This is a genomic window from Alloyangia pacifica (genome assembly GCF_900116195.1).
In the GTDB taxonomy this organism is placed as follows: Bacteria; Pseudomonadota; Alphaproteobacteria; order Rhodobacterales; family Rhodobacteraceae; genus Salipiger; species Salipiger pacificus.
Map to the genome: position 1 here is coordinate 862,994 of NZ_FOZW01000001.1, position 23,796 is coordinate 886,789.

Genomic DNA, 23,796 nt, shown 5'->3' on the forward strand with positions numbered 1-23,796 from the left:
CATGAGCGGGATCGACGGCCTTCCTCCGCTGCGCGAGGTGATCGCGACGCATCAGCTCAGCGCAAAGAAGTCGCTGGGCCAGAACTTCCTGTTGGATCTCAACCTGACCGCGAAGATCGCGCGGGCAGCGGGGGATCTGTCGAACATGGACGTGCTGGAGGTCGGCCCCGGTCCCGGTGGCCTCACCCGCGGCCTGCTCGCCGAGGGCGCGCGCCGGGTGCTGGCGGTGGAAAAGGACGAGCGCTGCCTGCCTGCACTCGACGAGATCGCGCGGCACTACGAGGGCCGGCTCGAGGTGATCAACGGCGACGCGCTGCAGGTCGACCCGCTGGCAAAGCTGACGCCGCCGATCGCGATCTGCGCCAACCTGCCTTACAACGTCGGCACCGAGCTGCTGGTGCGCTGGCTGACGCCCACCGACTGGCCGCCCTTCTGGTCGACGCTGACGCTGATGTTCCAGCGCGAGGTCGCCGAGCGCATCGTCGCGCAGCCGGGATCCAAGGCCTACGGGCGGCTCGCCCTGCTGGCGCAATGGCGCTGCGAGGCCCGGATCGTGATCAGCCTGCCGCCCTCGGCATTCACGCCGCCGCCCAAGGTGTCGTCCGCCGTCGTGCACCTCAAGGCCCTGCCCGAACCGCGCTACCCGGCCGATGCCAAGACGCTGGAGCGGGTGGTCGCCATGTCCTTCAACCAGCGCCGCAAGATGCTGCGCGCCGCACTCAAGGGGCTGGCGCCGGACATCGAAGACAAGCTGCTGGCCGCGGGCATCGAGCCCACCGAACGCGCCGAGCAGGTCTCGCTCGAGCAGTTCTGCGCGCTGGCACGGGTGCTGAAGTCCTAGAACCGTTGCCGGGACGGCATCGTCCATCGGGCTCGAACCATCGTCTTTTGGTCTCACACCAATGGCGCTTCAATGGACGAGCGCCGCTCAGCACGACTGCGCGACCGGCGGCTTCGTCTCGCGTCCGGGCGAATGGGCGCGTTGACCAGACCAGCCGAAACGAAAAAGGCCGGGCATTGCGCCCGGCCTTTTCCTTGTTCGTGTCGAAGGGCCCTCAGTTGCCCTGCGCCCGTTCCGCTTCGATCTTGCGCCAGTTGGCGACGTTGCGGTTGTGCTCGTCGAGCGTTTCCGCAAAGGCGTGACCGCCCGATCCGTCCGCCACGAAGTAGAGATACTCCGATTGCGCCGGGTTCAGCGCCGCCTCGATGCTGGCGCGACCCGGGTTGGCGATCGGGGTCGGCGGCAAGCCATCGATGACATAGGTGTTGTAGGGCGTCTCGCGGCGCAGCTCGGACTGGCGCAGTCCGCGGCCCAGAACGCCTTCGCCATTGGTCAGACCGTAGATCACCGTCGGGTCCGTCTGCAGGCGCATGCCGCGCTCCAGACGGTTGACGAAGACCGAGGCCACCATCGGACGCTCGTCCGCGACGCCGGTTTCCTTCTCAACGATCGACGCCATGATCAGCGCCTCTTCTGCGCTGTCGTAGGGCACGTCCTCGGCACGGTTCGCCCAGGCCTGCGCCAGGATCGCTTCCTGCGCCTCGGTCATCCGGGCCACCAGGTCCGCGCGGCTGTCGCCGGGGCTGATCTCGTAGCTGTCCGGCGCCAGAGAGCCCTCTGCGGGTCGCTCGGCGACCTCGCCGTCGAGCACGTCGATCTGGCCCAGTTCCTCGATCACCTTCCAGCTGGTCACCCCTTCGGCCAGCGCCACGCGGAAGCGCGTGCCGACCTCGGACTTGATCGCCTCGTAGCCCTCGGGACGCGGCTCGTCGCTGGCCGGATCAAACTCGATCCGCTCGACGTAACGTCCGGTCTCCGGGTCAAGCTCGCGCACCTGCACCTCGGCGCTGTTCACGCCGATGCGGTAGACCACCTCGGTGCCACAGGTCGAGGCGCCCCCCTGGGTGACGATCTCGGTGATCTGCGACATCGACGCGCGCTCGGGCACCAGGTAGGAGCCCGCCTTCAGCGCGCCGGACTTGTCGGTGTAATCGGCGCCGAGGCGGAACAGCATGTCCGAGCTGACCGCCCCCTGCGCGGCGAGGTCACGCGAGACGCGGCCGAAGTTCGAGCCGCGCTGGACCTGCAGGCACATGGGCTGCGTCAGCGGCCCCTCTGCGCTGTACTCGTTCTGAGCCCAGAGCAGCAGGCCGCCGGCGAGGAACACCAGCACCACGAGGAAGGTCATCGCGTTGGAGGCGATGTTGCGCCACATATCAGCTGACCTTTCCGAAGATCACGCTCGCATTGGTGCCACCGAAGCCGAAGCTGTTCGACAGGGCGTAGGTCACCTTGCGCTCGCGCTTGGCGTTGGGGGCCAGGTCGATGGGGGTTTCCACCGCCGGGTTGTCGAGGTTGATCGTCGGCGGCGCGACCTGGTCGCGGATCGCAAGGATCGAGAAGATCGCCTCGATCGCCCCGGCCGCACCGAGCAGGTGGCCGGTGGCCGACTTGGTCGACGACATGGTGACGTTCTTGGCGTGATCGCCGAGCAGACGCTCCACCGCGCCGAGCTCGATGGTGTCAGCCATGGTCGACGTGCCGTGGGCGTTGATGTAGTCGATGTCCGAGGGCTCGAGGCCGGCGGACTTCAGCGCCGCGCGCATCGAGCGCTCGCCGCCTTCGCCATCCTCGGAGGGGGCGGTGATGTGGTAAGCGTCGCCCGACAGGCCGTAACCGATCACCTCGGCGTAGATCTTCGCGCCGCGCGCCTTGGCGTGCTCGTATTCCTCGAGCACCACGATGCCCGCGCCCTCGCCCATGACAAAGCCGTCACGGTCGGCATCATAGGGGCGGCTGGCCTTGGTCGGATCATCGGCGCGCTTGGTCGAGAGCGCCTTGCAGGCGTTGAAGCCGGCGATGCCGATCTTGCAGATCGCCGCCTCTGCGCCACCCGCGACCATCACGTCGGCGTCGCCATACTTGATGAGACGCATCGCGTCGCCGATGGCATGCGCGCCGGTCGAGCAGGCGGTGACCACCGAGTGGTTCGGGCCCTGGAAGCCGTATTTGATCGAGACCTGGCCGGAGATCAGGTTGATCAGCGCGCCGGGCACGAAGAAGGGCGACACGCGGCGCGGGCCCTTCTGCTCCATCATGACCGCGGTGTTGGCGATCGAGTTGAGGCCGCCGATCCCCGAGCCGATCAGGACGCCGGTGCGCTCCAGATCGGCCTTCTCGGTCGGCATCCAGCCGGAATCCTCGACAGCCTGCTGCGCGGCGGCCATGCCGAAGAGAATGAAGGTATCGACCTTGCGCTGCTCTTTCGGCTCCATGTAGGCGTCGGCATTGAAGGTGCCGTCAGAGCCGTCGCCGAGCGGCACTTCGCAGGCGTAGGTGGTGGTCAGACCCTCGGTGTCGAAGCCCTTGATAGGCCCGGCGCCCGATTGCCCGTCCAGAATACGTTCCCAGCTTTTCTCGACTCCATCCGCCAGCGGCGTGACAAGCCCCAGCCCGGTAACCACAACGCGACGCATTGCTCTGCCTCTCTTTCAAGTTCCCAATGTTGACGCCGCTCATACCGCGCGGGCGGTCTGCTCGGCAAGCATAACGGTTAATTTGTGTGTCGGATCAGGCGTCGGACGCGGCCTCAGGCCCAGTCTGAGCCGAGATCCGCCTGCGCCCGGTCGATCCAGTGCTCGCGCAGCCAGTCGCAGGGCTTGGAATGGCGGATGAAGCTGCCGTTGTAGCCTTCCAGAGCCTCGGACATCTTCGGGTGGCCGTGGAAGCAGACGACGCGGGCGTCCTCTGGCAGCCGCGGTGCATGCAGCCAGTTGCCCGGGAACGGGTTGCAGTCATACTTGAAAGACACAACCCAAGGGTCCGGAATGTATGTGAAAACATCTCGATCCATCGCCTTGTGCGAGGTGTAGCGTTGCTCCGATCCGCGGGCCTTCTCGACCTCGGCATAGGCGTCCTTGGCAAGGTCCTCGTAGAGGAACCCGTGCTGTGCCGGATCGAAACGGAAGACCGAGCCGTGGCCGGTGGGCCGGCCCTTGCGCTTCTCGGTCCAGTCGTGGCGCATGGCAATGGTGCCCGGCGCGAGGTCGTGGATCTCGCCCAGCGGGCCGGTGATCACGACGTCGAGATCGAAGCCCAGCACCGGGCCTTCGAGGTCCGGAACCAGCCCGGGGCGGAACAGCGAGACCTTGCGCATCGCCCCCTGCCGGTTGGCGACGGCGAGCGCCGCGGCCATGGGCTCGGCGAATGGCTCAACCGGCAGGTCGATGATCTCGATGTCCGGGTGCAGCCCCTCGGCCTGCTCGGTCATGCAGAAGAACCGCACCGGCCGGTCCATGTGGCGGCGCGCGCCGGAGTACAGCCGGTTCACGTATTCCGGGCCGAAGGCGGTGCCCCATTTGATGCAGAAGATATTGGCGCGCATGGTGCTCTCCGGATCGCTGTTGCCCGCGCTTTAGCCCAAAGCGCGGGCAAAGGCCAACCTCTCACGGAAAAACCGCGACCCTCGGCTAGTGCACCGAGTGGCGGATGCGCCGGATGCCGAACCAGACCAGCAGCGCCACGGGGATCACCGCCAGCGCGGTGAGCGTTCCCTTGGACACGCCGACCGCCTCGGCCACCGGGTAGAGCAGGTAGCCCACCAGCGACACCGCGTAATAGGAGATCGCCACCACCGACAGCCCCTCGACCGTGGTCTGCAACTGCAGCTGCTGGTCGGCGCGCTTGTCGAGGCTGGCGAGGATCTCCTGGTTCTGTGCCGAGCGCTTGACCTCGACGCTGGTGCGCAGAAGCTCGCCCGCCCGCATCGCGCGCGCCGACATGTCCGCAAGCCGCTTTTCGCTGCTCTTGACGGTGCGCATCGCCGGCTCGAAACGCCGCGCCATGAACTCGCGGAAGGTCTGCCGCCCCTCGAACCGCTCTTCGCGGAGCACCGCGATGCGCTGGTTCACCAGCGCCTCGTAGGCCGCCGTGGCCGAGAGCCGGAACGCGCTCTGCGCCTGCACCGTCTCGAGCTCGGCAGAGACCCCGAGCAGCGCCTTCAGCACCTCCTCCTCGGGGGCATCTCCATGGGTCATCTCTGTCGAGAGCCGCGTCAGGTTCTCGTCAATCCGGGTGAGGTCGGCGCGGATCGCGCTGACCCGGGTGAAGCCGAGCATGGCCATGGTCTTGTAGACCTCGATCTCGCAGATGCGCTGCACCACGCGCCCGACCCGCTGCGCGCCGACCTCGGGGTTCACGAAGACCGCGAACCTCTGGTGCCCGGCCGGATCGATGCGGAAGTCCCCCGCCGCCACCAGCCCGCCATCGAGCATGCTGCTCACCGCGATGCTGTCGGTGACGAACCACTCGCCGAGCTCGGACCTGACCTGCGCCGGATCGGCGGGCCGCTCGACGATGCGGATCAACGCCGAGGTCATGCGCACGCCCGGCATGGCCTCCAGCCAGTCCTCCGGGAAGACCGCGAAGTCGCGCGGATCGAAGGCCGTCTGGCCGAGCCCCGGGATGAAGGCGGTGTAGGTAACGAACTCGGTGTGCAGTTCCCACTTGATCTCGGCCTTGCCGATGCGCCCCGCGTAGTGCCGCGCATCCGGCTTCGGATGCTGGGCCCCGTGCCGGTCGAGCAGGTCGATCAGATGCGCCATGTCCTCGCCGCGATCGCGCGAGGCCGCGTCGCTCTGCCGCTTGATCGCCAGGTAGATGGCCCGGCAAGGCACTTCGAGCGAGGGAAACGGACGGGCGTGCAGTTCGTTGGCAAGGTCGTAGCGCAGCGGGTGGTCTTTGATGGGCGGCATGGGCAGGCTCCGGAAGGTTGCCGAGACACTAGCGGCGACCTCTGCGTTGTAAAGAAAATAGTTGTGTTATTTCATGGCATTATCGGAATACCTTCGTATACCGCGCGAAGTCACTCGACTGCGCCGCCTTGCTAGCGCTCACGTCATCCCATCCAGCGGCGCCAGCAGGTCGGCGATCTGTCCCCGCAGCCAGGCGAGATCGGCCCGCGCGTCTTCGCGCCGGTGCCAGATCATCTCGATCTCGGGCACCGGCAAGGACATCGGCGCGGCATAGATCTCCAGCCCTGCACCGCCGGCCACCCGCCGCGCCAACTGCACCGGCAGCAGCGCCACGAGGTCCGAGCCCGCCACCGCGCGGTAGACGCCAGAGAACACCGGCAGGGTCATCACCACCCGCCGCTGCCGCCCCAGCCGTGCCAGCGCCGCATCCCCCATCGCCCCGGTCCGCCCCTCCGGAGAGAACAACACGTGTCCGAGGTCACAGTAGAGATCGAGCGGTACCATCGCTCCGGGGGCCACCCCCGCGCGCACCAGGCGCGGGTGCCCCCTGCGCGCCACCACCACGAAGGGCGAGGCAAAGACCCGCTCGCTGCGCACCCAGTCCGGCAAAGTGCCCTCGCGCGGGATGAGCGCGAGATCGACCTCGTAGCGCTCCAGCGTGCCCGCGTAGCTGTCGGGCATGAGATCGACCAGATGCACCAGCATCCGCGGCGCGCAGCGGGCCAGCCGTTCGGCCAGCGCCGGCATCAGCATCTCGGCGAAGAAATCCGCGCCGGAGATCCGAAAGCGCGCCTCTGACCGCTCCGGTCGGAACGGCTCTGGGCGGGCCAGCATGCGTTCCACCCCCTCCAGCACCTCGCGCAGCGGCGGTTCGAGGCTGAGCGCGTATTGCGTCGCCTCCAGCCCCTGCCCGCGCCGGAAGAAGAGTTCGTCGCCGAGCGCCGCCCGCAGTCGCCCCAACGCCGCCGAGACCGCCGGCTGCGACAGGCCGAGCCGCCGCCCGGCGCGCACCGTGGAGCGTTCGCGCAGCAGCGCGTCGAGCACACGCAGGAGGTTGAGATCGAAACTCGCCAAATTCGCCATGCGAATAACGTTAATATAAACTATCGATTTCTCATATGCCGCTCACGGGCCTAAGCTGCCCCTCACCGAAAGCGCTTTCGTTTCCAACCACCCCGAGGAGGAGGAAACGATGACCCTCGAGACCATGGACGCCCCCACCGCCGAGACCCTGAACTGGCTCGGCACCAGCTACCGCACGGTGCTGACCGCCGCCGCCGCCGGCGGGGCGCTGTCGGTCACCGACAGCGTCTCGCCGCCGCTCTCCGGCCCGCCACGCCATATCCACCACGACGCGGACGAGGCCTTCGTCGTGCTCTCCGGCGACATCGAGTTCTGGCTCGAGGGCACCCGCTTCAGCCGCGGTCCCGGCGAGACGGCCTTCATCCCGCGCGGCAAGGAACACACGTTCCGCGTGGTGAGCGACATCCCCTCACGCCATCTCGTCATCCTGACGCCCGGCGGCTTCGAGAGTTTCTTCGCCGAGATGGCCCGCGGCCAATACGCCATCCCCGGCGAAATGGAAGAGGTCAACAGGATCGCCGCCGCGCATCACCTCAGCTTCACCGGCCCGCCACTCGGCGACGACGGGTAGTCCCGTCAGGTCCCCGCGCCACGCTTTCACTTGCACCAAAGGCCGGGCGCGGCGATCCTTTGCATCACGGACACGGGAGACGAGGAGGACGTTCGATGCAAACGCTGTTGAGAGGCGCCGCCCTGCTGGCGCTGCTCGCCGCCACCGCCTGCGATGACGCTGGTGGAACCGTCGCCGCGCCGCCCGACGCGCCCGAGGCCCTGACCCTCTTCGGTGACGGTTATCCCGCCCCGGGCGATCCCTGCCGCCGCGCCGGGGAAAGCGCGGCAACGGCCGATTACCTCGACGATGCCGCCGACCTCGTGGCCTGTCCGCCCGGCACCGATGTCGCGCTCTTTGCCGCCAGCACCGGCGGTACGCAGGTGGCGACGGTCGAGGGTTGGTCGCTCTTCTCGATCCCGGTGCGCTGATCCCCGGAGGCGCCGGAGGTCAGCCTCCCCGCGCCCGCAGCACCTCGGGGACCGAGATCAGCAGCAGCACCGCCGCGCAGAGGGTGAAGAGCCAGGCGCCAATGCTGCCGAAGAGCACCGCCCCCAGCACCCCGCCCGCGGCGAAACAGACAAGCGTCAGGCTGTGCAGCCGCAGCTTCGGCAGCGTGTCCGCGCGCGCGCCGGGGTTCGTAACCAGCAGCGCCAGCCCTACGCCGATGTCGGTCGCCATGCCCGACACATGGGTGGTGCGCACCCGCGAGCGGGAAATCATCGAGGTCACGGCGTTCTGCAACCCCATGACGAAGCTCAGCACGATGACCAGCAGCGCCTGAGGAACTTCCGGAAACAGCCCGAGCAGCACCCCGAGACAGAGCACGATGACACCCTCGGCGGCGATCGCCAGCGCATAGACCGAGCGTAGCCCGCGCAGCTCGCCCGCGGCGATCGCCAGCCCGGCGGCACCGGCACCGCATACGAAGGCCAGCACCAGCCCAAGGAAAGACAGCGCCAGAAGCCCCGCGCCCGCCGCGAGATGATCGGCAAATGCCGAGATATTGCCCGTCATGTTGGCGGTGAACGAGCCGGCGATCAGGAACCCCACGGCGTTCAGCGCGCCGGAAACCGACGACAGCAGCCCGGCCAGAAAGAGGTCGATGACCCCGGTTCGATCGTCCCCAACCCGGATCAGCATCGCGGCTCCTTCGCTGTCGTGACCGCAGGAGCCTAGGACGGCTCCCCGGCAGGCGCAAAGGGATTGCACCGGCCTACGGCAAAAGGGCGCAGCCCCCGGCCACGCCCCTTTCATCTCTTGGAAAGTTCTCGAAACCCGGCGTCGCCGTCCGGCTCACCCGTTGGCGAGCTTGGCCTCGCGTGCGGCGCGGAGACGGGCGAAGTCATCACCGGCGTGATAGCTCGAGCGGGTCAGCGGCGTTGCCGAGACCATCAGGAAGCCCTTGCCGAAGGCGGCTTTTTCATAGGAGGCAAACTCATCCGGCGTGACGAAGCGGTCGACCCGGTGGTGCTTCGGCGTCGGCTGCAGGTACTGGCCGATGGTCAGGAAGTCGATGTCGGCGGCGCGCATGTCGTCCATCACCTGCACGACCTGCTGGCGCTCTTCGCCGAGGCCGACCATGATGCCGGACTTGGTGAAGATATGCGGGTCCATTTCCTTCACCCGCTGCAGCAGGCGCAGCGAGTGGAAATAGCGCGCGCCGGGGCGTACCTCGGGATAGAGCCCGGGCACCGTTTCGAGGTTGTGGTTGAACACGTCGGGGCGCGCCTCGACCACGGTCTCCAGCGCGCCGGGCTTGGACTTGAGGAAGTCCGGCGTCAGGATCTCGATGGTGGTCTCGGGCGAGCGGTGACGGATCGCGCGGATGGTCTGCGCGAAATGCTCGGCGCCGCCATCGTCGAGGTCGTCGCGGTCCACCGAGGTGATCACCACGTGTTTCAGCCCGAGCTTCTGAACCGAGTCGGCGACGCGGCCGGGCTCGAAGACATCGAGAGTGTCAGGACGCCCGGTGGCGATGTTGCAGAAGGTGCAGCCGCGGGTACAGATGTCGCCCATGATCATCATGGTGGCATGCCCCTGGCTCCAGCACTCGCCCACGTTGGGGCAGCCGGCCTCTTCGCAAACGGTGACCAGCTTGTGCTCGCGCATGATGCGGCGGGTCTCGTTGTAGCCGGCGCCGCCGGGCGCCTTGACGCGGATCCAGTCCGGCTTCTTGGGCTGGGCGTTGTCGGGACGATGCGCCTTCTCCGGATGGCGCTGCGCCGGGATCTTCAGGTCTCGCAAAGCGTTTCCCCCGCGATGTGGGTCAGGTTGCCCCGGAGGATAGTCCTCTTCCGGGCGAGGTTCCAGCCCTGCCCCCGGATCGGCCTCCGCCGGGACGGAAGGTGTCGGGTTTCCCCCTACGCCCATCGCGCGCAAAGCGCAATTCCCGAGCAGCCCGGGTCACAAATCGCCGGCCGCCTGCCGTTGCGTCGCTCTTCTGCTTGCGCCCGCCGCGCCGCGCTCCTATCCCCGCGTCAGGGGAGGAGACCGAAATTGCAAAGTCTCGAAAGGACATCAGAATGAGAACCGGCGTCGCGCTTCCCAATGTCACCTTCCGTACCCGCGTCCGCGACGAGTCGATCGAAGGCCCGAACCCCTTCCGTTGGCAGGACATGACCACGGCGGATTACTTCAAGGGCAAGCGCGTGATCCTCTTCTCGCTGCCCGGCGCCTTCACCCCGACCTGCTCGACCTACCAGCTGCCGGGCTTCGAGAAGAACGCCGAGACCTTCCGCGAAAACGGCATCGACGCGATCTACTGCATGTCGGTCAACGACAGCTTCGTGATGAACCAGTGGGCCAAATCGCAGAACCTCGAGAACGTCTCGGTCATCCCCGACGGCTCGGGCGAGTTCACCCGCCGCATCGGCATGCTGGTGAACAAGGACAACCTCGGCTTCGGCATGCGCTCCTGGCGCTACGCGGCGATCATCAACGACGGCGTGGTCGAGGCATGGTTCGAGGAGCCGGGCCTGTGCGACAACCACGGCGAAGACCCCTACGGCGTGTCGAGCCCGGAGAACCTGCTCGAGTACCTCGCCAACGCGAAGGCCGAAGCAGCAGCCTGAGGCTTGCGCTGACCTGATGCACAAAGCGGGCCCAAGCGGGCCCGCTTTTTTCGTATGCGATGCGCGCTATCGCCCGGAAGCGAGGCAAAGCCGCCGGGCTCGGACCTACCCCGCGATGCGTATCAGGTGGTTGTCCCAGGCCAGCTCAGCCCGGCGCAGCGGCTTGGGGGTTTCGCCGTTCACCAGGATCAGCCCGCCGAGCCCGTCGCTGGCCATGTAGCCGCCCTCGTGGCTGGCCAGTCCACAGACATCCGTCCGGGATACCGCCCCGAGAAACTCTCCCGTGTCCGAGAAGCGGTGCATGCGCCCGCCGCGCGGCGAGGTGATGGCGATCTCGCGCCCCTCGCCGGCAAAGGCGACGCTGCCCGCGTAGCCCTTCATTACCAGCTCGTCGCCGAGCGGTGCCTCGCAGAGCACCGGAGCCTCGCCGCGGCGATGCAGGCCCAGCAGCGGGGTCGCAGCGCCCTCCTCGCCCTGCCACTGCATACAAAAGCCAACCAAGCCGTCGGGCCGCAGCGCGAGATGGCGGATCGAATTCTGGTGCAGATCCGGCTCAAGCTCGATTTTCTCCAGCAGCGTGCCGTCGAAGCCGACGTAGGAAAGGTTCGGCTGCATGGTGTCGATGTTGAGCTGGTTGCGGTCGAAGGCATCGGTCTGGATGCCACCGTTGGCGATGACGAGGCTCTGCCCGTCCGGCATCAGCCGCAGCTCGTGCGGGCCGAGTCCATGCGTCGGGAAATCCGACACGCGCGCATACCCTGCCTCCACATCCCAGATGCCAACGCGCCCCGCGCTGCCCTCTGCCACCTGCTCGGAGGTGAAGAGCACCGTGCCATCGGCGGAAAAGGCGCCGTGGCCGTTGAAGCTGTGGCCCTCGGGGGCGCTCAACTCGTGCAGCACCTCGCCGGAGATGCAGTCGATGACCAGCGCGTAGGTGCCGGGGCGGCGGGCAAAGCCCACGGCCTCGGCGCGGGTGGGATGGGCACAGGCGGCGTGGCCGCGCGCCGGCAGCGGAACGCGGAACGCCTCCTCGCCGCCCTCGCGCAGGCCGACGAGCACGAAGCTGCCGTCGGCTTTCTTTGCAGCGGCGAGGTAGCTGGGATCGCCGACCGCGGCCCAGCCGGTCGCGGGCGCGGCAGAGGCGGCCAGCAGGCTGGCCAGGAAGGTGCGTCTGGTGGTCATGATCTCTTTCCTCAGTCGCCATCGCCCGAGTTGAAGCCCGGCTGGATGCCGAGCCGCAGACCGATCTCCAGCTCCAGCGCGTCGCTCAGCGCGCGCACCTGCTGTTGCAGGATCTCGACGTGCAGCCGCTCGGAAGGATCGTCGACGGTCTGAAAGCTCGGGTCCTCGACGCGCTCGGCCAGCTCGAAGAGCCGGTCCAGCGCCTCCTTGCTCTTGGGCAGCTCCCAGTCGGCCAGTGCCGCGGCCATGTCGTAGGCGCCCTTGGAATCGAGCAGAACGTTGCGCAGGCTGCGGCCCGAACGCCAGGCCTCGGCGCGGGTCGGGCGCGGGCGCTCGAAAGTGCCGAGCGGGCGACCAAGGCGGGTGTCGGCGGTGAACTCGAGACCCGTGAGGATCTGCGTGTAAAGCGCCCGCACCGCCTCGTCTTCGCCCATGTAAGTGGCGTTGCCCTCCTGGCCGGCGGTGCGCAGCACATTGGCGAACTGCCCCTCCCAGCCGGCATCCAACGCTGCTGCCTGCCGTGCCAGGTCGCGGGTCATGGTCTGCACCAGCGTGCAGGAATAGCTGCCCTTCTCGTAGCCCGCGAACTCCGGGTCATAGAGCATGAATTCAAGTGGATAGAGACCGCGCGCGGCGATCGAGACGTCGCCATAGGCCACCGGATCGAGGCCGATCTCCTCCTCGCCCGAGATCATCCGCTGGAGCGTCTTGGGGGTGAACCCGCGGCTGTCGGGCCAGAAGGCCACGGGCAGCGCGCCGGTCTCCGAGGGACCGATGTGGATGTCCGCCACCGCGTTCCACTGGTCGAAGGCGTGCATCCAGGCGTCCTGCAGCGAGCCGGCGGTACAATCGGCCTGCGCCGCGCCCGCAAGCGTCTCGGCGGCCTGCGCGAAGCCCGCAAAGCCGGGCAGGATGTGCGCGCTGAGCGCCTCGGGCACGCCGGCCTGCAGCGGGGCAGCGAGGGGCGCGCAAAGCAGCGCGGCGCAAAAGGTGAGGCTTTTCTTCATTCACAAACTCTCCAGATACCGGATCAGCGCCGCGCGGTCCGCCGGCACCATCGAAACCACCCTGTCGCGCTGCGTTTCGGCCTCGCCGCCATGCCAGAGGATCGCCTCCAGCAGGCTGCGGGCCCGTCCGTCGTGCAAGAAGGTGGTGTGGCCGCTCACCCGCTGGGTGAGGCCGATGCCCCAGAGCGGCGCGGTGCGCCATTCGCGCCCGGTGGCGCGTCCCTCGGGGCGGTGGTCCGCCAATCCCTCGCCCATGTCATGCAGCAGCATGTCAGTATAGGGCCAGATCAGCTGGAAGCTCTGTTCCGGCTGGGCATCCAGCCGGTGGGTGACGAATTTCGGGGTGTGGCAGGCGGGGCAGCCGGTCTCGTAGAAGACGCGCTTGCCCTGCAGCACCTGCGGATCGTCCACGTCGCGCCGCGCCGGAACGCCGAGGTTGCGGCTGTAGAAAGTGACAAGCTCGAGCGCCGCCATGTCCGCCTCGAAGCCGCCGCGCTCCGGATCGTCGCCGCCGGGCGCTTCGCGGCAGGCCACCTGCGCGACGGTGCAGTCGCCCCAGACATCCGGGTGCAGCGGAGTCGATATGCCGATATCGCTGGCAAAGGCCGCCGAGGACTGCTCGCGGATCGTCGCCATGCCCGCCTTGTGGCCGAACCGGCCGAGCATCGCCGCGTCATGCTCCAGCGACCAGGCCACGGCGGCGCGGCCCGAGATGCCGTCGCCATTCGCGTCGTCCGGATCGGCATGGGCGAGGATGTCACGCACGGGGATCGCCTCGAGCAGCCCGAGGCCGATCATCTGCGGTGCGACGCGCGGGCTGAGCATGGCACCCTCGGCCAGCGGACCATAGGCGAGATCGGCGGCCGCATAGGTCGGGACGCGCAGCGAGGCGCTTTCGCCTCCGGAGAGCGGCATTTCGATCTCCTCGTAGCTGACCTCGAAACGGGCCTCGCCGCCCTGCCCGACCGTGGCGAAATCCTGAATCTGTTGGCCGTAGACCGGGTCCGGCGCGGTGGCGATCCAATCGGTGATCGGCGGCACGAGCGCGCCCGGATCGGCGGGCACGGAGACCCGCAGGAAGATCGACACCGCCCCGTCGTTCGGCCCCTCGGGCGGATGCCCGCGCCCGTCCTTGAGGTGGCAGTTCTGGCAGCCGCGCGCATTATAGAGCGGACCGAGCCCGTCCGAGGCGCGCGTTGACGAGGGCGAGGAAACCCAGAGCTTGCGGAACAGCCCGTTGCCCACCTTGAAGTCGAGCTCGCGGTCGAACTCCATGTTGCCCGACGGCTGGGAGAAGGCATCTGCATTGCGGCGCGGCCGCACCGTGGCGGCTCCGGCGGACAGCTCCTCGAACTGTTCGGGAGCCGAAAAATCCTGCGTCCAGGCGGTCACGGCGGCGATGCGCGCGGCCTCGTCCTCGGTGCGGGGAATGACATTGAGGTGCTGGTCGTGCAGCCCGGGCCCTGTCCCCTTCTCCGGGGAGCCCTCGGCCGCAAGGGAAGCGCCGCCCAGGAGGGCGGCGCAAAGCGCGAGTCTACTCGGCTTCATCCATCGGCATGGCATTGATGACCGCATAGCGTTCGGCACCGACCCGCTCGTAGAGTTCCAATTGCGTCTCGAGGAAGTCGATATGGCCCTCTTCGTCGGCCATCAACTCCTCGAACAGGTTCTTGCTCACATAGTCGCCCACGGATTCGCAATGCTCCCGGGCTTCCTTGTAGAGCGCGCGCGCCTCGAGTTCGGCGGCGAGGTCGGCCTCGAGCGTTTCCTTCGGGCCCTCGCCGATGCGCAGCGGGTCGAGCTTCTGCAGGTTGGGATGACCGCCGAGAAAGATGATCCGGGTGATCAGCTTGTCCGCGTGATGCATCTCCTCGATGCTTTCCTCGCGGCTTTTCTTGGCCATGTGACCAAGGCCCCAGTCTTCCTGCAGACGGTAATGCAGCCAGTACTGGCTGACCGCAGTGAGTTCAGAACGAAGTGCCTTGTTGAGGTACTCGATGACTTTCGCGTCGCCCTTCATGTCCGCCTTCCTGTGTTGTTCTGCGACCGCGCAGGTTGCGCAGGTGCATGGGTACCTCCAGATTGTCGTTACGTCGCATGGTTTGCAAGAACAGCGGCATGCAACCTCCGCAATCGGCGGCTTTACCCAAGGCGTGGTATATTTTTCCGGGCGTGATGATCGTCTGCGGGTCAGCTTGCCGCATCCAGTCGATCGCGGCGTGAATGTCGCGATCCGAGATACCCATGCAATGGCAGACGATCATCTTGTCGGTCCCTCTTACTGGAAGACGGCGTTCGGGTTGTCGAGGCTGTCGGAGCCTTCGAACTCGAGGTTGTCGAGCTCGAGGGTGGTGACGATGCGCTCGATGGTGCGGGTCTGGTCGATGAGACCGTTCACGCCGCCCATGATCAGCGCCTCGCCCTTCTCGTTGCCCGCCTCGAGCATCTGGTCGTAGGCGAAGCCCTCTTCCTCGGCGGCGGTCTTGATCGCGCCGAGCGCGGTCATCGTCGCGTCGAGCTTGCCCTTCATCTCGGCGTCAAGCTCGGGCGAGGTTTCCGACACCAGATCGCTCAGCGACGGCCCCTCGACGGTGCTGCCGTCCACGCGGGTGTAGCTGCCGAGATAGACGTTCTGGATGCCCTTGCCGTCGTAGAAGTGCGAGTTGTGGGTGTTGTCCGAGAAGCAGTCATGCTCTTCCTCGGGGTCGTTCAACATCAGCCCGAGACGCATGCGCTCGCCGGCCTGCTCGCCGTAGGAGAGCGAGCCCATGCCGGTCAGCATGGCGACGATGCCGGCGTCGGCATTGGCGCTGACCTCTTCGCGTGCCGCACCGTCCTCGGCCCAGTTCGCGGCCATTTCCTCGAGATCCGAGACCAGCAGCTGCGTGACGGAGGTCAGATAGGCCGCGCGGCGGTCGCAATTGCCGCCGGTGCACTCATCGCCGACCACGTAATCGGTATAGGGACGCTCGCCCGCACCCGGCTCGGTGCCGTTGAGGTCCTGGCCCCAGAGCAGGAACTCGATGGCATGGTAGCCGCGCGCCACGTTGGTCTCGATGCCGTCGGCCTCGTTCAGCGTGTCGGCGATCAGCTCGGGGGTGATCAGCGTGGCGTCCACTTCCTGACCCGCCAGCTCCAGCGTCGGGTTGGCGATCACGTTGGAGGCCGCGAAGGGGTTCTCGTCCGAGGCGCCGCCGTAGCTTTCGTCCACGTAGTCGATCAGCCCCTCGTCCAGCGGCCAGGCGTTCACCTTACCTTCCCACTCGTCGACGATCGGGTTGCCGAAGCGGAAAACCTCGGTCTGCTGGTAGGGGTTGCGCGCAGCGAGCCAAGCCTCGCGGGCCCCGGCCAGCGTGTCTTCGGACGGCGCGGCGATCAGCGCGGCAACGGCATCCTTCAGCGCCTTGGCGGTGCTCAGGCTGTCTTCGTAGCCGGCCTGCGCGATGTTGGCGTAGGTCTCGACGACGGCGGCCTTGTCGGTGCCGGCGAGCGCCGGGGCGGCAATGCAGAGCGCGAGCGCGGAAGTGGTCAGGAATTTCATCTAGGTTTGTCCCCTCGTGGCTTTATTATTGGTGTTGAGGCTGGCGGCGACGTCTTACTTGGTCAGGATCAGCTTGCCCGCCTTGGTAATGCGGAGCGTGTAGACCTGCCCGTCGAGTTCGATCTCGGCAAGGTTGCCGCTGTCGGTCAGCAGGCGCGCATCGTGGCGCGGAATTGCGGCTTGCGCGGCGTCGGCTTGGAACCGGTCAATCATCATTGTCTCACTCCTCGTGCGGAACGCGCCTGCGGCACGTCGCGCGAATTTTCCACGCGGTCGAGAAGCGCCTCGAGCGCCCCCTCCGCCGGCCAGAAGGCACCGAAGACCATGGAAAGAAGGTCGGCCCGCGTTCCGCAGGCCTCGGCCGCGGTCGAATACCCGATCTCGTGCTTCACGACGGCCCCCTCTCTTCCAGTGCCTTCGACTGTCGGCTCCCCCGGGCACCGGATCGAAATCGGCACGAGGTGGCTTGCTTGCCGACAAAACTGAGCAAATAGATCGGATTTGTCAATCCGACAAATTTCGTCGGACTTCACAAGCTCAACAGGAACCCGCGAAATTCCGCCCTGTTCGCGTTGCGTTCGCCGATGAGATGCGCAATCACTTGCGCAAAGGGGACACAATGGCAGACTTCCGCTTCATCCACGCCTCCGACCTCCACCTGGGCCGGCGCTTCGCCGCCATGCCCGAAGAGATCCGTCCGCATCTCGCCGAGGCCCGCCATGGCGCGATCGCCCGGCTGGCCGCCGCCGCCCGCGAGGCCGCCGCGGCGCATGTGCTGATTGCCGGCGATCTCTTCGACACCCCCACCCCCAGCCCGCGCGTGCTGGTGCAGGCGCTGAATGCCTTCGGGGCCGAACAGGACCTGACGTGGTGGGTGCTGCCGGGCAACCATGACAGCCTCGGGGCCGAGGCGCTCTGGACCGAGGTCGCGGCCCGCGCCCCCGGCAACCTGCGCCTGCTGGACACCCCCGAGCCGGTCGAGATGGCCCCCGGCGCCTGGCTGCTGCCCGCGCCGCTGCCGCGCAAGTTTCCCGGCTACGATCTCACGGCCTGGATGCCCACCGCAGAGACCCCCGAAGGCGCGCTGCGCATCGGTCTCGCCCATGGTGCCGTGCGCAGTTTCGACGAGGAGGACGCCCGCGCCTCCGAGGTGATTCCGCCGGACCGTGCCGAAACTGCGCGGCTCGACTACCTGGCGCTCGGCGACTGGCACGGGCAGATGGCGCTCGGACCCCGCACCCGCTACTCCGGCACGCCGGAACGCGACGGCTTCCGCCACACGGGGCGCGGCGCTTGTCTTGCGGTCACCCTGCCTGGCCCCGGTGACATGCCGCGGATCGAGAGCATCGAGACCGGGCTCTACCACTGGCAGGACGTCGCCCTGCCGCTGCTGCCCGGACAGGATGCGGCACAGACCCTGCACGACGCCCTGCCCGAGGACCGCGCCGCGCGTCGCGACCATTTGCTGCGCCTGCGCGCCGAAGGCCGCACGACCCTCGCAGGTCGTGCCGCGCTGGAGGCCGCCGCGCAGGAGGTCGGTCCCGATTTCGGCTATTTCGAGCTCGACACCTCGGCGCTCGGCACCGAGCACGAGCTGTCGGACCTCGACGCCATCGACCGCGCCGGCGCGCTGCGCATCGCCGCAGAGCGGCTGGCCGAGGCGGCCGATGACGGTGACGCTGCCGCGCGCGAGCGCGCCGTGGCCTCCGCCGCGCTCAACCGGCTCTACGGGCTGCTGCAGGAGGGCGACGCATGAAGCTGCTTTCGGTCACCCTCTCGGATGTCCGCCGCTTTGCCCGCCCGGTGACGGTGCAGGGCTTCGGCCCCGGGCTCAACGTGCTCTCGGCCCCCAACGAGGACGGCAAGTCGACGCTCTTCGACGCGCTGCAGGCGCTGTTCTTCATCCCCCATCGCAGCCGCGCCAAGGAGATTGCCGCGCTGCGCCCCCATGCCGGCGGCGCGCCCATGGTTTCGGCCGAGATCGAGGACGCCGGGCATCGCTACCGGCTCACCAAGCGCTGGCTCTCGCGCCCCATGGCAGAGGTGTACGAGGGCACCCGGCTCGTCGCCAAGGGCGAGGCCGCCGAGGAATGGATCTCCGCCCTCAGCCAGTCGCCCGAGGAAGGCGGCCCCGCCGGCCTCCTGTGGGTGCGGCAGGGGCTGGTGGCGCTCGATCAGGGCGAGAAGCGCGAGCAGGACCACGCCCACCGCGCCCGGCGCGACCTGCTGTCCTCCGTCGCGGGCGAGGTCGAGGCGCTGACCGGTGGTCGCCGCATGGACCGCGCGCTGGCGCAGACCGAGGCGGCGCTCGCCGAGCTGGTCACCGCCTCCGGCAAGCCCAAGGCCGGCGGGCCGCTGAAGGCCGCCGAAGACGAGGTCGCCGAACTGGCGGCCCGGCGCGAGACGCTGACCACCACCGCGCAGGCGCTGGAGCAGGCGATTGCCGACCGCCGCCGTGTGCGCAGCGAGCTATCCGAATTGCAGGACCCCGAGGCGCAGGCCGCCCGCGAATCGCGGCTGACCGAGGCCCGCTCCGCCGCCGAGACCGCCCGCGCCTTTGCCGAGCGGCAGCGCCGCGCCGCCGAGCAGGTCGCCGCGCTTGAGGCGCGCCGCGATTCTGCCACCGAGAAGGCCGAGGCCCTGAGCCGGGCCCGCGCCGCCGTCGCCGAAGCCGAGACCCGGCTTGCCGCGTTGCGCGAGGCCGAGGCTCAGGCCAGCGAGACCGCCGCGGGCGCCAAGGCGAAACTGGCCGCGGCCACCACCTCCCGCGAGGCCGCCCGCGCAACGCAGCGCGCCGCGCAGAAGGATCAGGCCGCCGCGCAGGAGGCCGCGCAACAGGCACGGGTGAAAGCCGACCGCGCGGCGCTGGAAAAGCGGCTGACCGAGGCGCAGGCGCTCGCGAAGGCGGAGCAGCTGGCAAACACCGCCGCTCAGCGTGGCCCGGACGAGACGGCGATGGAGGCCCTCGACCGCGCCTCAGGCGAGCTGCGCGTGCAGGAGGAACTGCACGCCCGCACCGCCCCGAAACTGCGACTCGACTACGCGCCCGGTGCCACCGAACTTCTGCTCGACGGCGCCCCCCTGCGGGACGCCACCGAGCGTCCACTGAACGGCCCCGCGACGCTGGACCTGCCCGGCATCGGCCGCCTGTCGCTCGACCCCGGCGCCGCCGCGCAGACCGGCGCGCTGGACGCCGCCCGCGCGGCCTTCGGCGTCGCGCTCGCCGCCACCGGCTGCGACAGTCCCGAAGCCGCGCGCGAGGCCGCCCGCGCCCGCCGCAAGGCCGCGGCCGAGCTGCAGGAAACCCGCGCCGCCCTGCGCGGCGTGGCGCCCGAGGGGCTGCGCGCGCTGGAGAACGCCCTCGCTGCCCTGCCCGCCCCGCGCGAGATCGCCCAGGCGCCCGACCCCGGCGTCGCCGCCGACGCGCTGCGCAAGGCCGAGGACGCGCTGGCCGCGGCCGAGACCGCCTTCGAGACCGCCCGCAGTCGCGACGAACAGGCGCGGCTGGCCGAGATTCGCGCCCTCACCACACGAGAAGCCGCCGGGACGCGCCTCGCCGAGTTGCGCGAGACCCTTCCGGAGGATCCGGACACGACCGCCGCGGCGCTCACCGAGGCACGTGCCGAGGCTGAGACCGCCCTCGCCGCCGCCCGCGAAGCTCTGGCGGAGCTGCAGGGCGAAGCGCCCGATCTCGCCAGTGCCGAGGCCACGCTGACCCGTGCGCAGGACGTGCTGGAACAATCCGCGAAACGCCAGCGCGAGCTGTCGGAGCGCAAGGCCGCGCTCGACACCGAGATCAGCCTGCGCGCCGGCGAAGGCGTGGAGGAGGAACTCGCCGCCACCGAGGAGGCGCTGGCCAAGGCCCGCGAGCGCGCCGAGCGCTACGGCTTCGAACGCGACACGCTGGCGCTGCTGAAGGACACACTGGAGACCGCCCGTTCGGAGGCACGAGAACACTACTTCGAGCCGGTCACCCGCGAGCTGGCGCCGCTCCTGCGGCTGCTCTGGCCCGAGGCCGAGCTGGTCTTCGACGAGGACAGCGCCCTGCCGCGCGCGCTTTCCCGCAATGGCCAGGAAGAGCCGATGGACGTGCTCTCGGGCGGCACCCGCGAGCAGATCGCGCTGCTGGTCCGGCTGGCCTTTGCCCGGCTGCTGGCGCGTGGCGGGCGGCATGCGCCGGTGATCCTCGACGACGCGCTGGTCTATACCGACGACGCCCGCATCGAGCGCATGTTCGACGCGCTGCACCGGCAGGCGGGGGATCTGCAGATCCTCGTGCTCACCTGCCGGCAGCGCGCCTTCCGCGATCTTGGCGGGCAGATGCTGAGCTACGAGAGCGGAGAGCTTCCGGAGGAGGCGCGCTAGGTCTCGGCCAGGTTTGGACCCTCAGTCTTAGCCTCTCAGGCGGCGGCGCGTTGCAGCGCCTCGCGCAGGAAGTCGAACTGATCTTGCCCGTAGTAGCGCTTGCCGCGCAGCACGTAGGTGGGCGAGCCGAAGATACCCAGACCAATGGCCTCCTCGGTGACCGCATCGGCCTCGTCGCGCATGTCTTCGCTCTGCGCCACCGCGAGGATGCGCGCCGCGGGCAGGTCGATGGATTCGAAAGCCTCCTGCAGATCGCCCGGATCGGCGAGGTTGCGGTGCTCGGCCCAGACGCCGCGTAGGCAGGCAAAGCTCACCGCGTCCTGATCCAGCCCCAGCCGCCCGGCGGCGAGGATGCAGCGGCAGGCCAGACGCGGATCGGTCGGCCAGCTCGGCGGCATCGCCGCCATCCGCAGGCCGCGGATCGCCGCCCAGCGGGCCTGATCCTCGATCCGGTAGCTCTGACGCGGGTCGGTGTGATCGTAGGGCGGCGTGACTCCCGCCGCCTCGTAGACGCGCGCCACCTCCATCGGAAGGAAGCGCACCTTCGCCCCGCTCCGCCGCGCCAACCCCATGAGCTCCTGATGGCCGAGATAGGCATAGCCCGACATTGGCGCAAAGAAGTAGTCGATCACGGCGGGCAGGCTCATTCGGGTCTCCGGTCAGCGCTGTGCAATGGCGCCCGGCGGGGCTCCGCAGAAGACAGGAACACGCGGGCCCGACGCATGATTCAATGAGGTCAAACCTCGGCGAAACGGTCAACGTCGCTGACGCATGACAGGTGGGTGACGGTGCTATGACACCTCCGCCCGGCACCGCGCTTGGCAGGATCCCGCCGAGCCGGATCTGCCAAAGCCCGCAATCTCCGCAGTTTTGAAATGCTTTGCGTTGGGGCCGGATGGCCCAGTCGGGACCTCAGTCGGCACCGTCCATCGGCAAAGAGGCAAGCGCCGCGCGCAGGTCGGAGATGCGCTCGGCCACTTCGGGGCTGTGCTGCCCGGCGCGGTCGGACCAGGCGCTGAACCGGTCGAGCAGCGGCAGGAAGAGCGCGATCTCCTCGGCGCTCCAATCCTTGAGGAAGCTGCCCAGCACGAGGAACTTGTAAGCGCGCACCGCCGAGACGATCTCGCCCCCGGCGGGTGTCAGTTCGAGCACCGTGCGGCGGGCGTCCTGCTGGCTCACAGCGCGTCGGATGAGCCCCATGCGGATCAGCTCCGACGCGATCCGGCTCGCCCGAGACGGGTCGATGCGCAGCCGCGCCGCCACGGTGGAGACCATCGTCTCGGCATCCTCGCCGCAGGGACCGGCATCGTCGAACTCGCCTTCGGGCGCGCGCACGGCCAGCAGCACGTCGAGTTGCGCAAGATCGATCGACAGGCCGAGGTCCGCCAGCGCCCGCTGGCCCAGCTCGCGCTTCATCACCCGACGCCGCCACTTCTGCAGCGCCACGTCGATCTCGATCGCCGCCTGCGCCGAGGCATCGTCGATCCCCGCCCGCCGCAGGTGATCCCGGATTCTCGCGTCCTTGTCCGGCATGGTGCCGCGCTCCAAATTACGTGCCGTTGACATGTATATGCCTTCAGCACATATATGCCCCTAGCAATCTATTTCTGCAAGTTGCCCCGCGACTCGCCCCTGACCCGGCGTTCGCGCCGCATCTGCGTCGCGGTGCCGCCGCGCCTGCCAGCATCCAAGGAGCCCTGCGCATGAGTGACCGCGCCGATCCCGTCGACCTGTCCGCCCCGATCCCCGCAGCCCCGGCCGCACCGGGCGAGCACGATCCGGCAGTGGTACGGCTTGCGCTGATCGCGGTCTCGGCGACGCTGCTTTTCGCCTCGCTGGGGCAGACCATCGTGTCGACCGCCATGCCGATCATGGTCGCCGATCTTGGCGGAATGGAGCATATCACCTGGGTGATCACCGCCTACCTGATGGCCTCGACCATCGGCGCGCCCATCGCCGGAAAGCTTTCGGATCTCTATGGTCGCAAGGCGGTGCTGCAGAGCGCCATCGGCGTCTTCCTTGCCGGCGCGATTCTCTGCGGCTTTGCCTGGAGCATGGGGATGATCATCGCCGGGCGGCTGATCCAGGGTGCTGGCGCGGGCGCGCTGATCGTCACCTCGATGGCAGTGGTCGGCGATCTGCTGCCCGCCCGCCAGCGCGGTCAGGCGCAGGGCCTGATGGGCGCGGCCTTCGGCGTGTCGACCGTGGTCGGCCCGCTGCTAGGCGGCTTTATCGTGCAGCACTGGTCCTGGCACTGGATCTTCTTCGTCAACTTCCCCGTCGGCGCGCTGGCCTTCGTGGTGCTGGGCATGGCCCTGCCCTCACGCAGCGACCGCAGCCGCAAGTCGGTGGATTACGCCGGCGCGGTGCTGCTGGCGACCATCCTCGCCTCGGCGGTGCTGATCTCCAACATGGGCGGCACGGTGCTGCCCTGGAGCCACCCCGGCGTGCTGGCACTGGCGGCGCTCGGCCTCGCCGCGCTGGTCGGCTTCGTGCTGGTCGAGCGCCGCGCGCCCGAGCCGATCCTGCCGCTCTCGCTGTTCCGCAACAACGCCTTCCTGACGGTCAACTCCATGGGCTTTCTGATCGGCATGGCGATGTTCGGCACGATCACCTTCCTGCCGCTGTTCCTGCAGGTCGCCAAGGGCGTCTCCCCGACGCAGTCCGGCCTGTTCCTCGTGCCGATGATGGGCGGGCTGCTGGGCGGCTCGATCGGCGCCGGGCGGATCATGTCGAAGCGCGGCACCTACAAGATCATGCCGATCCTCTCGACCGCGTTGCTCTGCCTGTCGATGCTGGCGCTCACCCGGCTGTCCGGCGACACGCCGCTGTGGCTGCTGGCGCTCAACATGGTGGGAGTCGGGCTCGGCCTCGGCCCGGTGTTCAGCGTCGGCGTGACGGCGATCCAGAACTCGGTGCCGCGCAGCATGATCGGCGTCGGCACCGCCAGCGCCAACATGTTCCGGTTGATCGGCGGCTCCATCGGGACCGCCGGCTTCGGCGCGATCTTCGGCATGGGGCTCGCGCGCAACCTCGAGGGGCACCTGCCCGAGGGCATGGGCGGCGGCATCCGCAGCATGAGCGCCGAGATGGTCCACGCCCTGCCCGCCGAGCAGCAGCAGGCGATCATCGACGGCTTCAGCGCCGCGCTGCATCCGGTGTTCTTCATCGCCTCGGCCGGCGCTGCGCTGGCCTGCGGCATCGGCTTCCTGCTGCATGAGCGTCCGCTCGAGGACTGAT

At 68.6% G+C, this 23,796-nt stretch carries 24 protein-coding genes; 7 read left to right on the forward strand and 17 right to left on the reverse strand.

The window, feature by feature from the left end:
• The first annotated feature begins 1 nt into the window (after window position 1).
• On the forward strand, window positions 2–841 hold the full coding sequence (gene rsmA, locus BM397_RS04175; RefSeq protein WP_092422209.1) for a 16S rRNA (adenine(1518)-N(6)/adenine(1519)-N(6))-dimethyltransferase RsmA: 840 nt from the start codon (window positions 2–4) through the stop codon (window positions 839–841).
• 214 nt (window positions 842–1,055) lie between these two features.
• Here rsmA and mltG read toward each other — a convergent pair whose 3' ends face one another.
• The 5 genes from mltG to BM397_RS04200 form a co-directional block, all read right to left on the reverse strand.
• Entirely contained in the window at window positions 1,056–2,216 is a 1,161-nt protein-coding gene (gene mltG / locus BM397_RS04180; protein WP_092422212.1) for an endolytic transglycosylase MltG, read from the reverse strand.
• A gap of 1 nt (window position 2,217) precedes the next feature.
• On the reverse strand, window positions 2,218–3,477 hold the full coding sequence (fabF, locus tag BM397_RS04185; protein WP_092422214.1) for a beta-ketoacyl-ACP synthase II: 1,260 nt from the start codon (window positions 3,475–3,477) through the stop codon (window positions 2,218–2,220).
• Window positions 3,478–3,590: 113 nt separating this feature from the next.
• Entirely contained in the window at window positions 3,591–4,385 is a 795-nt protein-coding gene (locus tag BM397_RS04190) for a glycosyl transferase (protein WP_092422217.1), read from the reverse strand.
• 85 nt (window positions 4,386–4,470) lie between these two features.
• On the reverse strand, window positions 4,471–5,754 hold the full coding sequence (locus tag BM397_RS04195) for a DUF3422 family protein (RefSeq protein ID WP_092422220.1): 1,284 nt from the start codon (window positions 5,752–5,754) through the stop codon (window positions 4,471–4,473).
• Between the two features lie 138 nt (window positions 5,755–5,892).
• Window positions 5,893–6,837, reverse strand: a complete 945-nt coding sequence (locus BM397_RS04200) for a LysR family transcriptional regulator (RefSeq protein WP_092422223.1) — start codon at window positions 6,835–6,837, stop codon at window positions 5,893–5,895.
• A 109-nt stretch (window positions 6,838–6,946) separates the two neighbouring features.
• Between BM397_RS04200 and BM397_RS04205 the strand changes: the two genes are divergently transcribed.
• Together BM397_RS04205 and BM397_RS04210 are read left to right on the forward strand one after the other, a co-directional pair.
• Window positions 6,947–7,408 carry a cupin domain-containing protein gene (locus BM397_RS04205; RefSeq protein ID WP_245696009.1) on the forward strand — a complete coding sequence of 154 codons (462 nt, stop codon included), beginning with the start codon at window positions 6,947–6,949 and terminating at the stop codon, window positions 7,406–7,408.
• Between the two features lie 95 nt (window positions 7,409–7,503).
• Window positions 7,504–7,818: a hypothetical protein gene (locus BM397_RS04210; RefSeq protein ID WP_092422226.1), complete on the forward strand. Its 315-nt coding sequence runs from the start codon at window positions 7,504–7,506 to the stop codon at window positions 7,816–7,818.
• Between the two features lie 19 nt (window positions 7,819–7,837).
• Here BM397_RS04210 and BM397_RS04215 read toward each other — a convergent pair whose 3' ends face one another.
• Both BM397_RS04215 and lipA read right to left on the reverse strand, forming a co-directional pair.
• Window positions 7,838–8,530 carry a YoaK family protein gene (locus BM397_RS04215; RefSeq protein ID WP_092422229.1) on the reverse strand — a complete coding sequence of 231 codons (693 nt, stop codon included), beginning with the start codon at window positions 8,528–8,530 and terminating at the stop codon, window positions 7,838–7,840.
• A gap of 153 nt (window positions 8,531–8,683) precedes the next feature.
• The gene (lipA, locus tag BM397_RS04220; RefSeq protein WP_092422232.1) at window positions 8,684–9,634 is read right to left on the reverse strand and encodes a lipoyl synthase; all 951 of its coding nucleotides are present in this window, start codon (window positions 9,632–9,634) and stop codon (window positions 8,684–8,686) included.
• Window positions 9,635–9,912: 278 nt separating this feature from the next.
• Between lipA and BM397_RS04225 the strand changes: the two genes are divergently transcribed.
• Window positions 9,913–10,461: a peroxiredoxin gene (locus BM397_RS04225; protein WP_092422235.1), complete on the forward strand. Its 549-nt coding sequence runs from the start codon at window positions 9,913–9,915 to the stop codon at window positions 10,459–10,461.
• A 105-nt stretch (window positions 10,462–10,566) separates the two neighbouring features.
• On the opposite strand, the gene BM397_RS04230 is transcribed toward BM397_RS04225, so the two are convergent.
• From BM397_RS04230 to BM397_RS04265, 8 genes are read right to left on the reverse strand one after another with little or no spacing between them, the layout of a single operon-like run.
• Entirely contained in the window at window positions 10,567–11,643 is a 1,077-nt protein-coding gene (locus BM397_RS04230; protein WP_092422238.1) for a DUF1513 domain-containing protein, read from the reverse strand.
• Between the two features lie 11 nt (window positions 11,644–11,654).
• Window positions 11,655–12,650, reverse strand: a complete 996-nt coding sequence (locus tag BM397_RS04235; protein ID WP_092422241.1) for an imelysin family protein — start codon at window positions 12,648–12,650, stop codon at window positions 11,655–11,657.
• Complete coding sequence (locus BM397_RS04240; protein ID WP_092422245.1) at window positions 12,651–14,198, reverse strand: di-heme oxidoreductase family protein; 1,548 nt, start codon at window positions 14,196–14,198, stop codon at window positions 12,651–12,653.
• Window positions 14,185–14,670 (reverse strand): bacterioferritin, encoded by a 486-nt coding sequence (bfr, locus tag BM397_RS04245; protein WP_092567359.1) that lies wholly within the window; start codon window positions 14,668–14,670, stop codon window positions 14,185–14,187. The genes BM397_RS04240 and bfr overlap by 14 nt, the downstream gene beginning before the upstream one ends.
• Window positions 14,618–14,914, reverse strand: coding sequence for a (2Fe-2S)-binding protein (locus BM397_RS04250; RefSeq protein WP_092422251.1), 297 nt, complete (start codon window positions 14,912–14,914; stop codon window positions 14,618–14,620). The genes bfr and BM397_RS04250 overlap by 53 nt, the downstream gene beginning before the upstream one ends.
• Window positions 14,915–14,928: 14 nt before the next feature.
• On the reverse strand, window positions 14,929–16,191 hold the full coding sequence (locus tag BM397_RS04255) for an imelysin family protein (RefSeq protein ID WP_092422254.1): 1,263 nt from the start codon (window positions 16,189–16,191) through the stop codon (window positions 14,929–14,931).
• A 54-nt stretch (window positions 16,192–16,245) separates the two neighbouring features.
• Complete coding sequence (gene hemP, locus BM397_RS04260) at window positions 16,246–16,404, reverse strand: hemin uptake protein HemP (RefSeq protein WP_425425923.1); 159 nt, start codon at window positions 16,402–16,404, stop codon at window positions 16,246–16,248.
• The gene (locus BM397_RS04265; protein ID WP_092422260.1) at window positions 16,404–16,583 is read right to left on the reverse strand and encodes a hypothetical protein; all 180 of its coding nucleotides are present in this window, start codon (window positions 16,581–16,583) and stop codon (window positions 16,404–16,406) included. Before BM397_RS04265 ends, hemP begins: the two co-directional genes overlap by 1 nt.
• A gap of 227 nt (window positions 16,584–16,810) precedes the next feature.
• Here BM397_RS04265 and BM397_RS04270 point away from each other — a divergent pair, with 227 nt between their 5' ends.
• Entirely contained in the window at window positions 16,811–17,947 is a 1,137-nt protein-coding gene (locus BM397_RS04270) for a metallophosphoesterase family protein (protein ID WP_092422264.1), read from the forward strand.
• Window positions 17,944–20,556, forward strand: a complete 2,613-nt coding sequence (locus BM397_RS04275) for an AAA family ATPase (protein ID WP_092422267.1) — start codon at window positions 17,944–17,946, stop codon at window positions 20,554–20,556. Before BM397_RS04270 ends, BM397_RS04275 begins: the two co-directional genes overlap by 4 nt.
• Before the next feature lie 35 nt (window positions 20,557–20,591).
• Here BM397_RS04275 and BM397_RS04280 read toward each other — a convergent pair whose 3' ends face one another.
• Together BM397_RS04280 and BM397_RS04285 are read right to left on the reverse strand one after the other, a co-directional pair.
• Window positions 20,592–21,203 (reverse strand): 2-hydroxychromene-2-carboxylate isomerase, encoded by a 612-nt coding sequence (locus BM397_RS04280; protein ID WP_245696010.1) that lies wholly within the window; start codon window positions 21,201–21,203, stop codon window positions 20,592–20,594.
• Window positions 21,204–21,468: 265 nt separating this feature from the next.
• Window positions 21,469–22,089, reverse strand: a complete 621-nt coding sequence (locus BM397_RS04285; protein WP_092422270.1) for a MarR family winged helix-turn-helix transcriptional regulator — start codon at window positions 22,087–22,089, stop codon at window positions 21,469–21,471.
• Between the two features lie 170 nt (window positions 22,090–22,259).
• Between BM397_RS04285 and BM397_RS04290 the strand changes: the two genes are divergently transcribed.
• Window positions 22,260–23,795, forward strand: coding sequence for an MDR family MFS transporter (locus BM397_RS04290; protein WP_092422273.1), 1,536 nt, complete (start codon window positions 22,260–22,262; stop codon window positions 23,793–23,795).
• Window position 23,796: the final 1 nt, after the last annotated feature.

Bases quoted from the DNA above. Each gene is read 5' to 3' on its own strand.
- BM397_RS04255 (WP_092422254.1), bottom strand. From the start codon at position 16,191: ATGAAATTCCTGACCACTTCCGCGCTCGCGCTCTGCATTGCCGCCCCG.
- hemP (WP_425425923.1), bottom strand. From the start codon at position 16,404: ATGATTGACCGGTTCCAAGCCGACGCCGCGCAAGCCGCAATTCCGCGC.
- BM397_RS04250 (WP_092422251.1), bottom strand. From the start codon at position 14,914: ATGATCGTCTGCCATTGCATGGGTATCTCGGATCGCGACATTCACGCC.
- BM397_RS04285 (WP_092422270.1), bottom strand. From the start codon at position 22,089: ATGCCGGACAAGGACGCGAGAATCCGGGATCACCTGCGGCGGGCGGGG.
- fabF (WP_092422214.1), bottom strand. From the start codon at position 3,477: ATGCGTCGCGTTGTGGTTACCGGGCTGGGGCTTGTCACGCCGCTGGCG.
- BM397_RS04280 (WP_245696010.1), bottom strand. From the start codon at position 21,203: ATGAGCCTGCCCGCCGTGATCGACTACTTCTTTGCGCCAATGTCGGGC.
- bfr (WP_092567359.1), bottom strand. From the start codon at position 14,670: ATGAAGGGCGACGCGAAAGTCATCGAGTACCTCAACAAGGCACTTCGT.
- BM397_RS04240 (WP_092422245.1), bottom strand. From the start codon at position 14,198: ATGAAGCCGAGTAGACTCGCGCTTTGCGCCGCCCTCCTGGGCGGCGCT.
- BM397_RS04275 (WP_092422267.1), top strand. From the start codon at position 17,944: ATGAAGCTGCTTTCGGTCACCCTCTCGGATGTCCGCCGCTTTGCCCGC.
- mltG (WP_092422212.1), bottom strand. From the start codon at position 2,216: ATGTGGCGCAACATCGCCTCCAACGCGATGACCTTCCTCGTGGTGCTG.
- BM397_RS04270 (WP_092422264.1), top strand. From the start codon at position 16,811: ATGGCAGACTTCCGCTTCATCCACGCCTCCGACCTCCACCTGGGCCGG.
- BM397_RS04200 (WP_092422223.1), bottom strand. From the start codon at position 6,837: ATGGCGAATTTGGCGAGTTTCGATCTCAACCTCCTGCGTGTGCTCGAC.
- rsmA (WP_092422209.1), top strand. From the start codon at position 2: ATGAGCGGGATCGACGGCCTTCCTCCGCTGCGCGAGGTGATCGCGACG.
- BM397_RS04215 (WP_092422229.1), bottom strand. From the start codon at position 8,530: ATGCTGATCCGGGTTGGGGACGATCGAACCGGGGTCATCGACCTCTTT.
- BM397_RS04205 (WP_245696009.1), top strand. From the start codon at position 6,947: ATGACCCTCGAGACCATGGACGCCCCCACCGCCGAGACCCTGAACTGG.
- BM397_RS04290 (WP_092422273.1), top strand. From the start codon at position 22,260: ATGAGTGACCGCGCCGATCCCGTCGACCTGTCCGCCCCGATCCCCGCA.
- BM397_RS04235 (WP_092422241.1), bottom strand. From the start codon at position 12,650: ATGAAGAAAAGCCTCACCTTTTGCGCCGCGCTGCTTTGCGCGCCCCTC.
- BM397_RS04210 (WP_092422226.1), top strand. From the start codon at position 7,504: ATGCAAACGCTGTTGAGAGGCGCCGCCCTGCTGGCGCTGCTCGCCGCC.
- BM397_RS04230 (WP_092422238.1), bottom strand. From the start codon at position 11,643: ATGACCACCAGACGCACCTTCCTGGCCAGCCTGCTGGCCGCCTCTGCC.
- BM397_RS04225 (WP_092422235.1), top strand. From the start codon at position 9,913: ATGAGAACCGGCGTCGCGCTTCCCAATGTCACCTTCCGTACCCGCGTC.
- BM397_RS04190 (WP_092422217.1), bottom strand. From the start codon at position 4,385: ATGCGCGCCAATATCTTCTGCATCAAATGGGGCACCGCCTTCGGCCCG.
- BM397_RS04195 (WP_092422220.1), bottom strand. From the start codon at position 5,754: ATGCCGCCCATCAAAGACCACCCGCTGCGCTACGACCTTGCCAACGAA.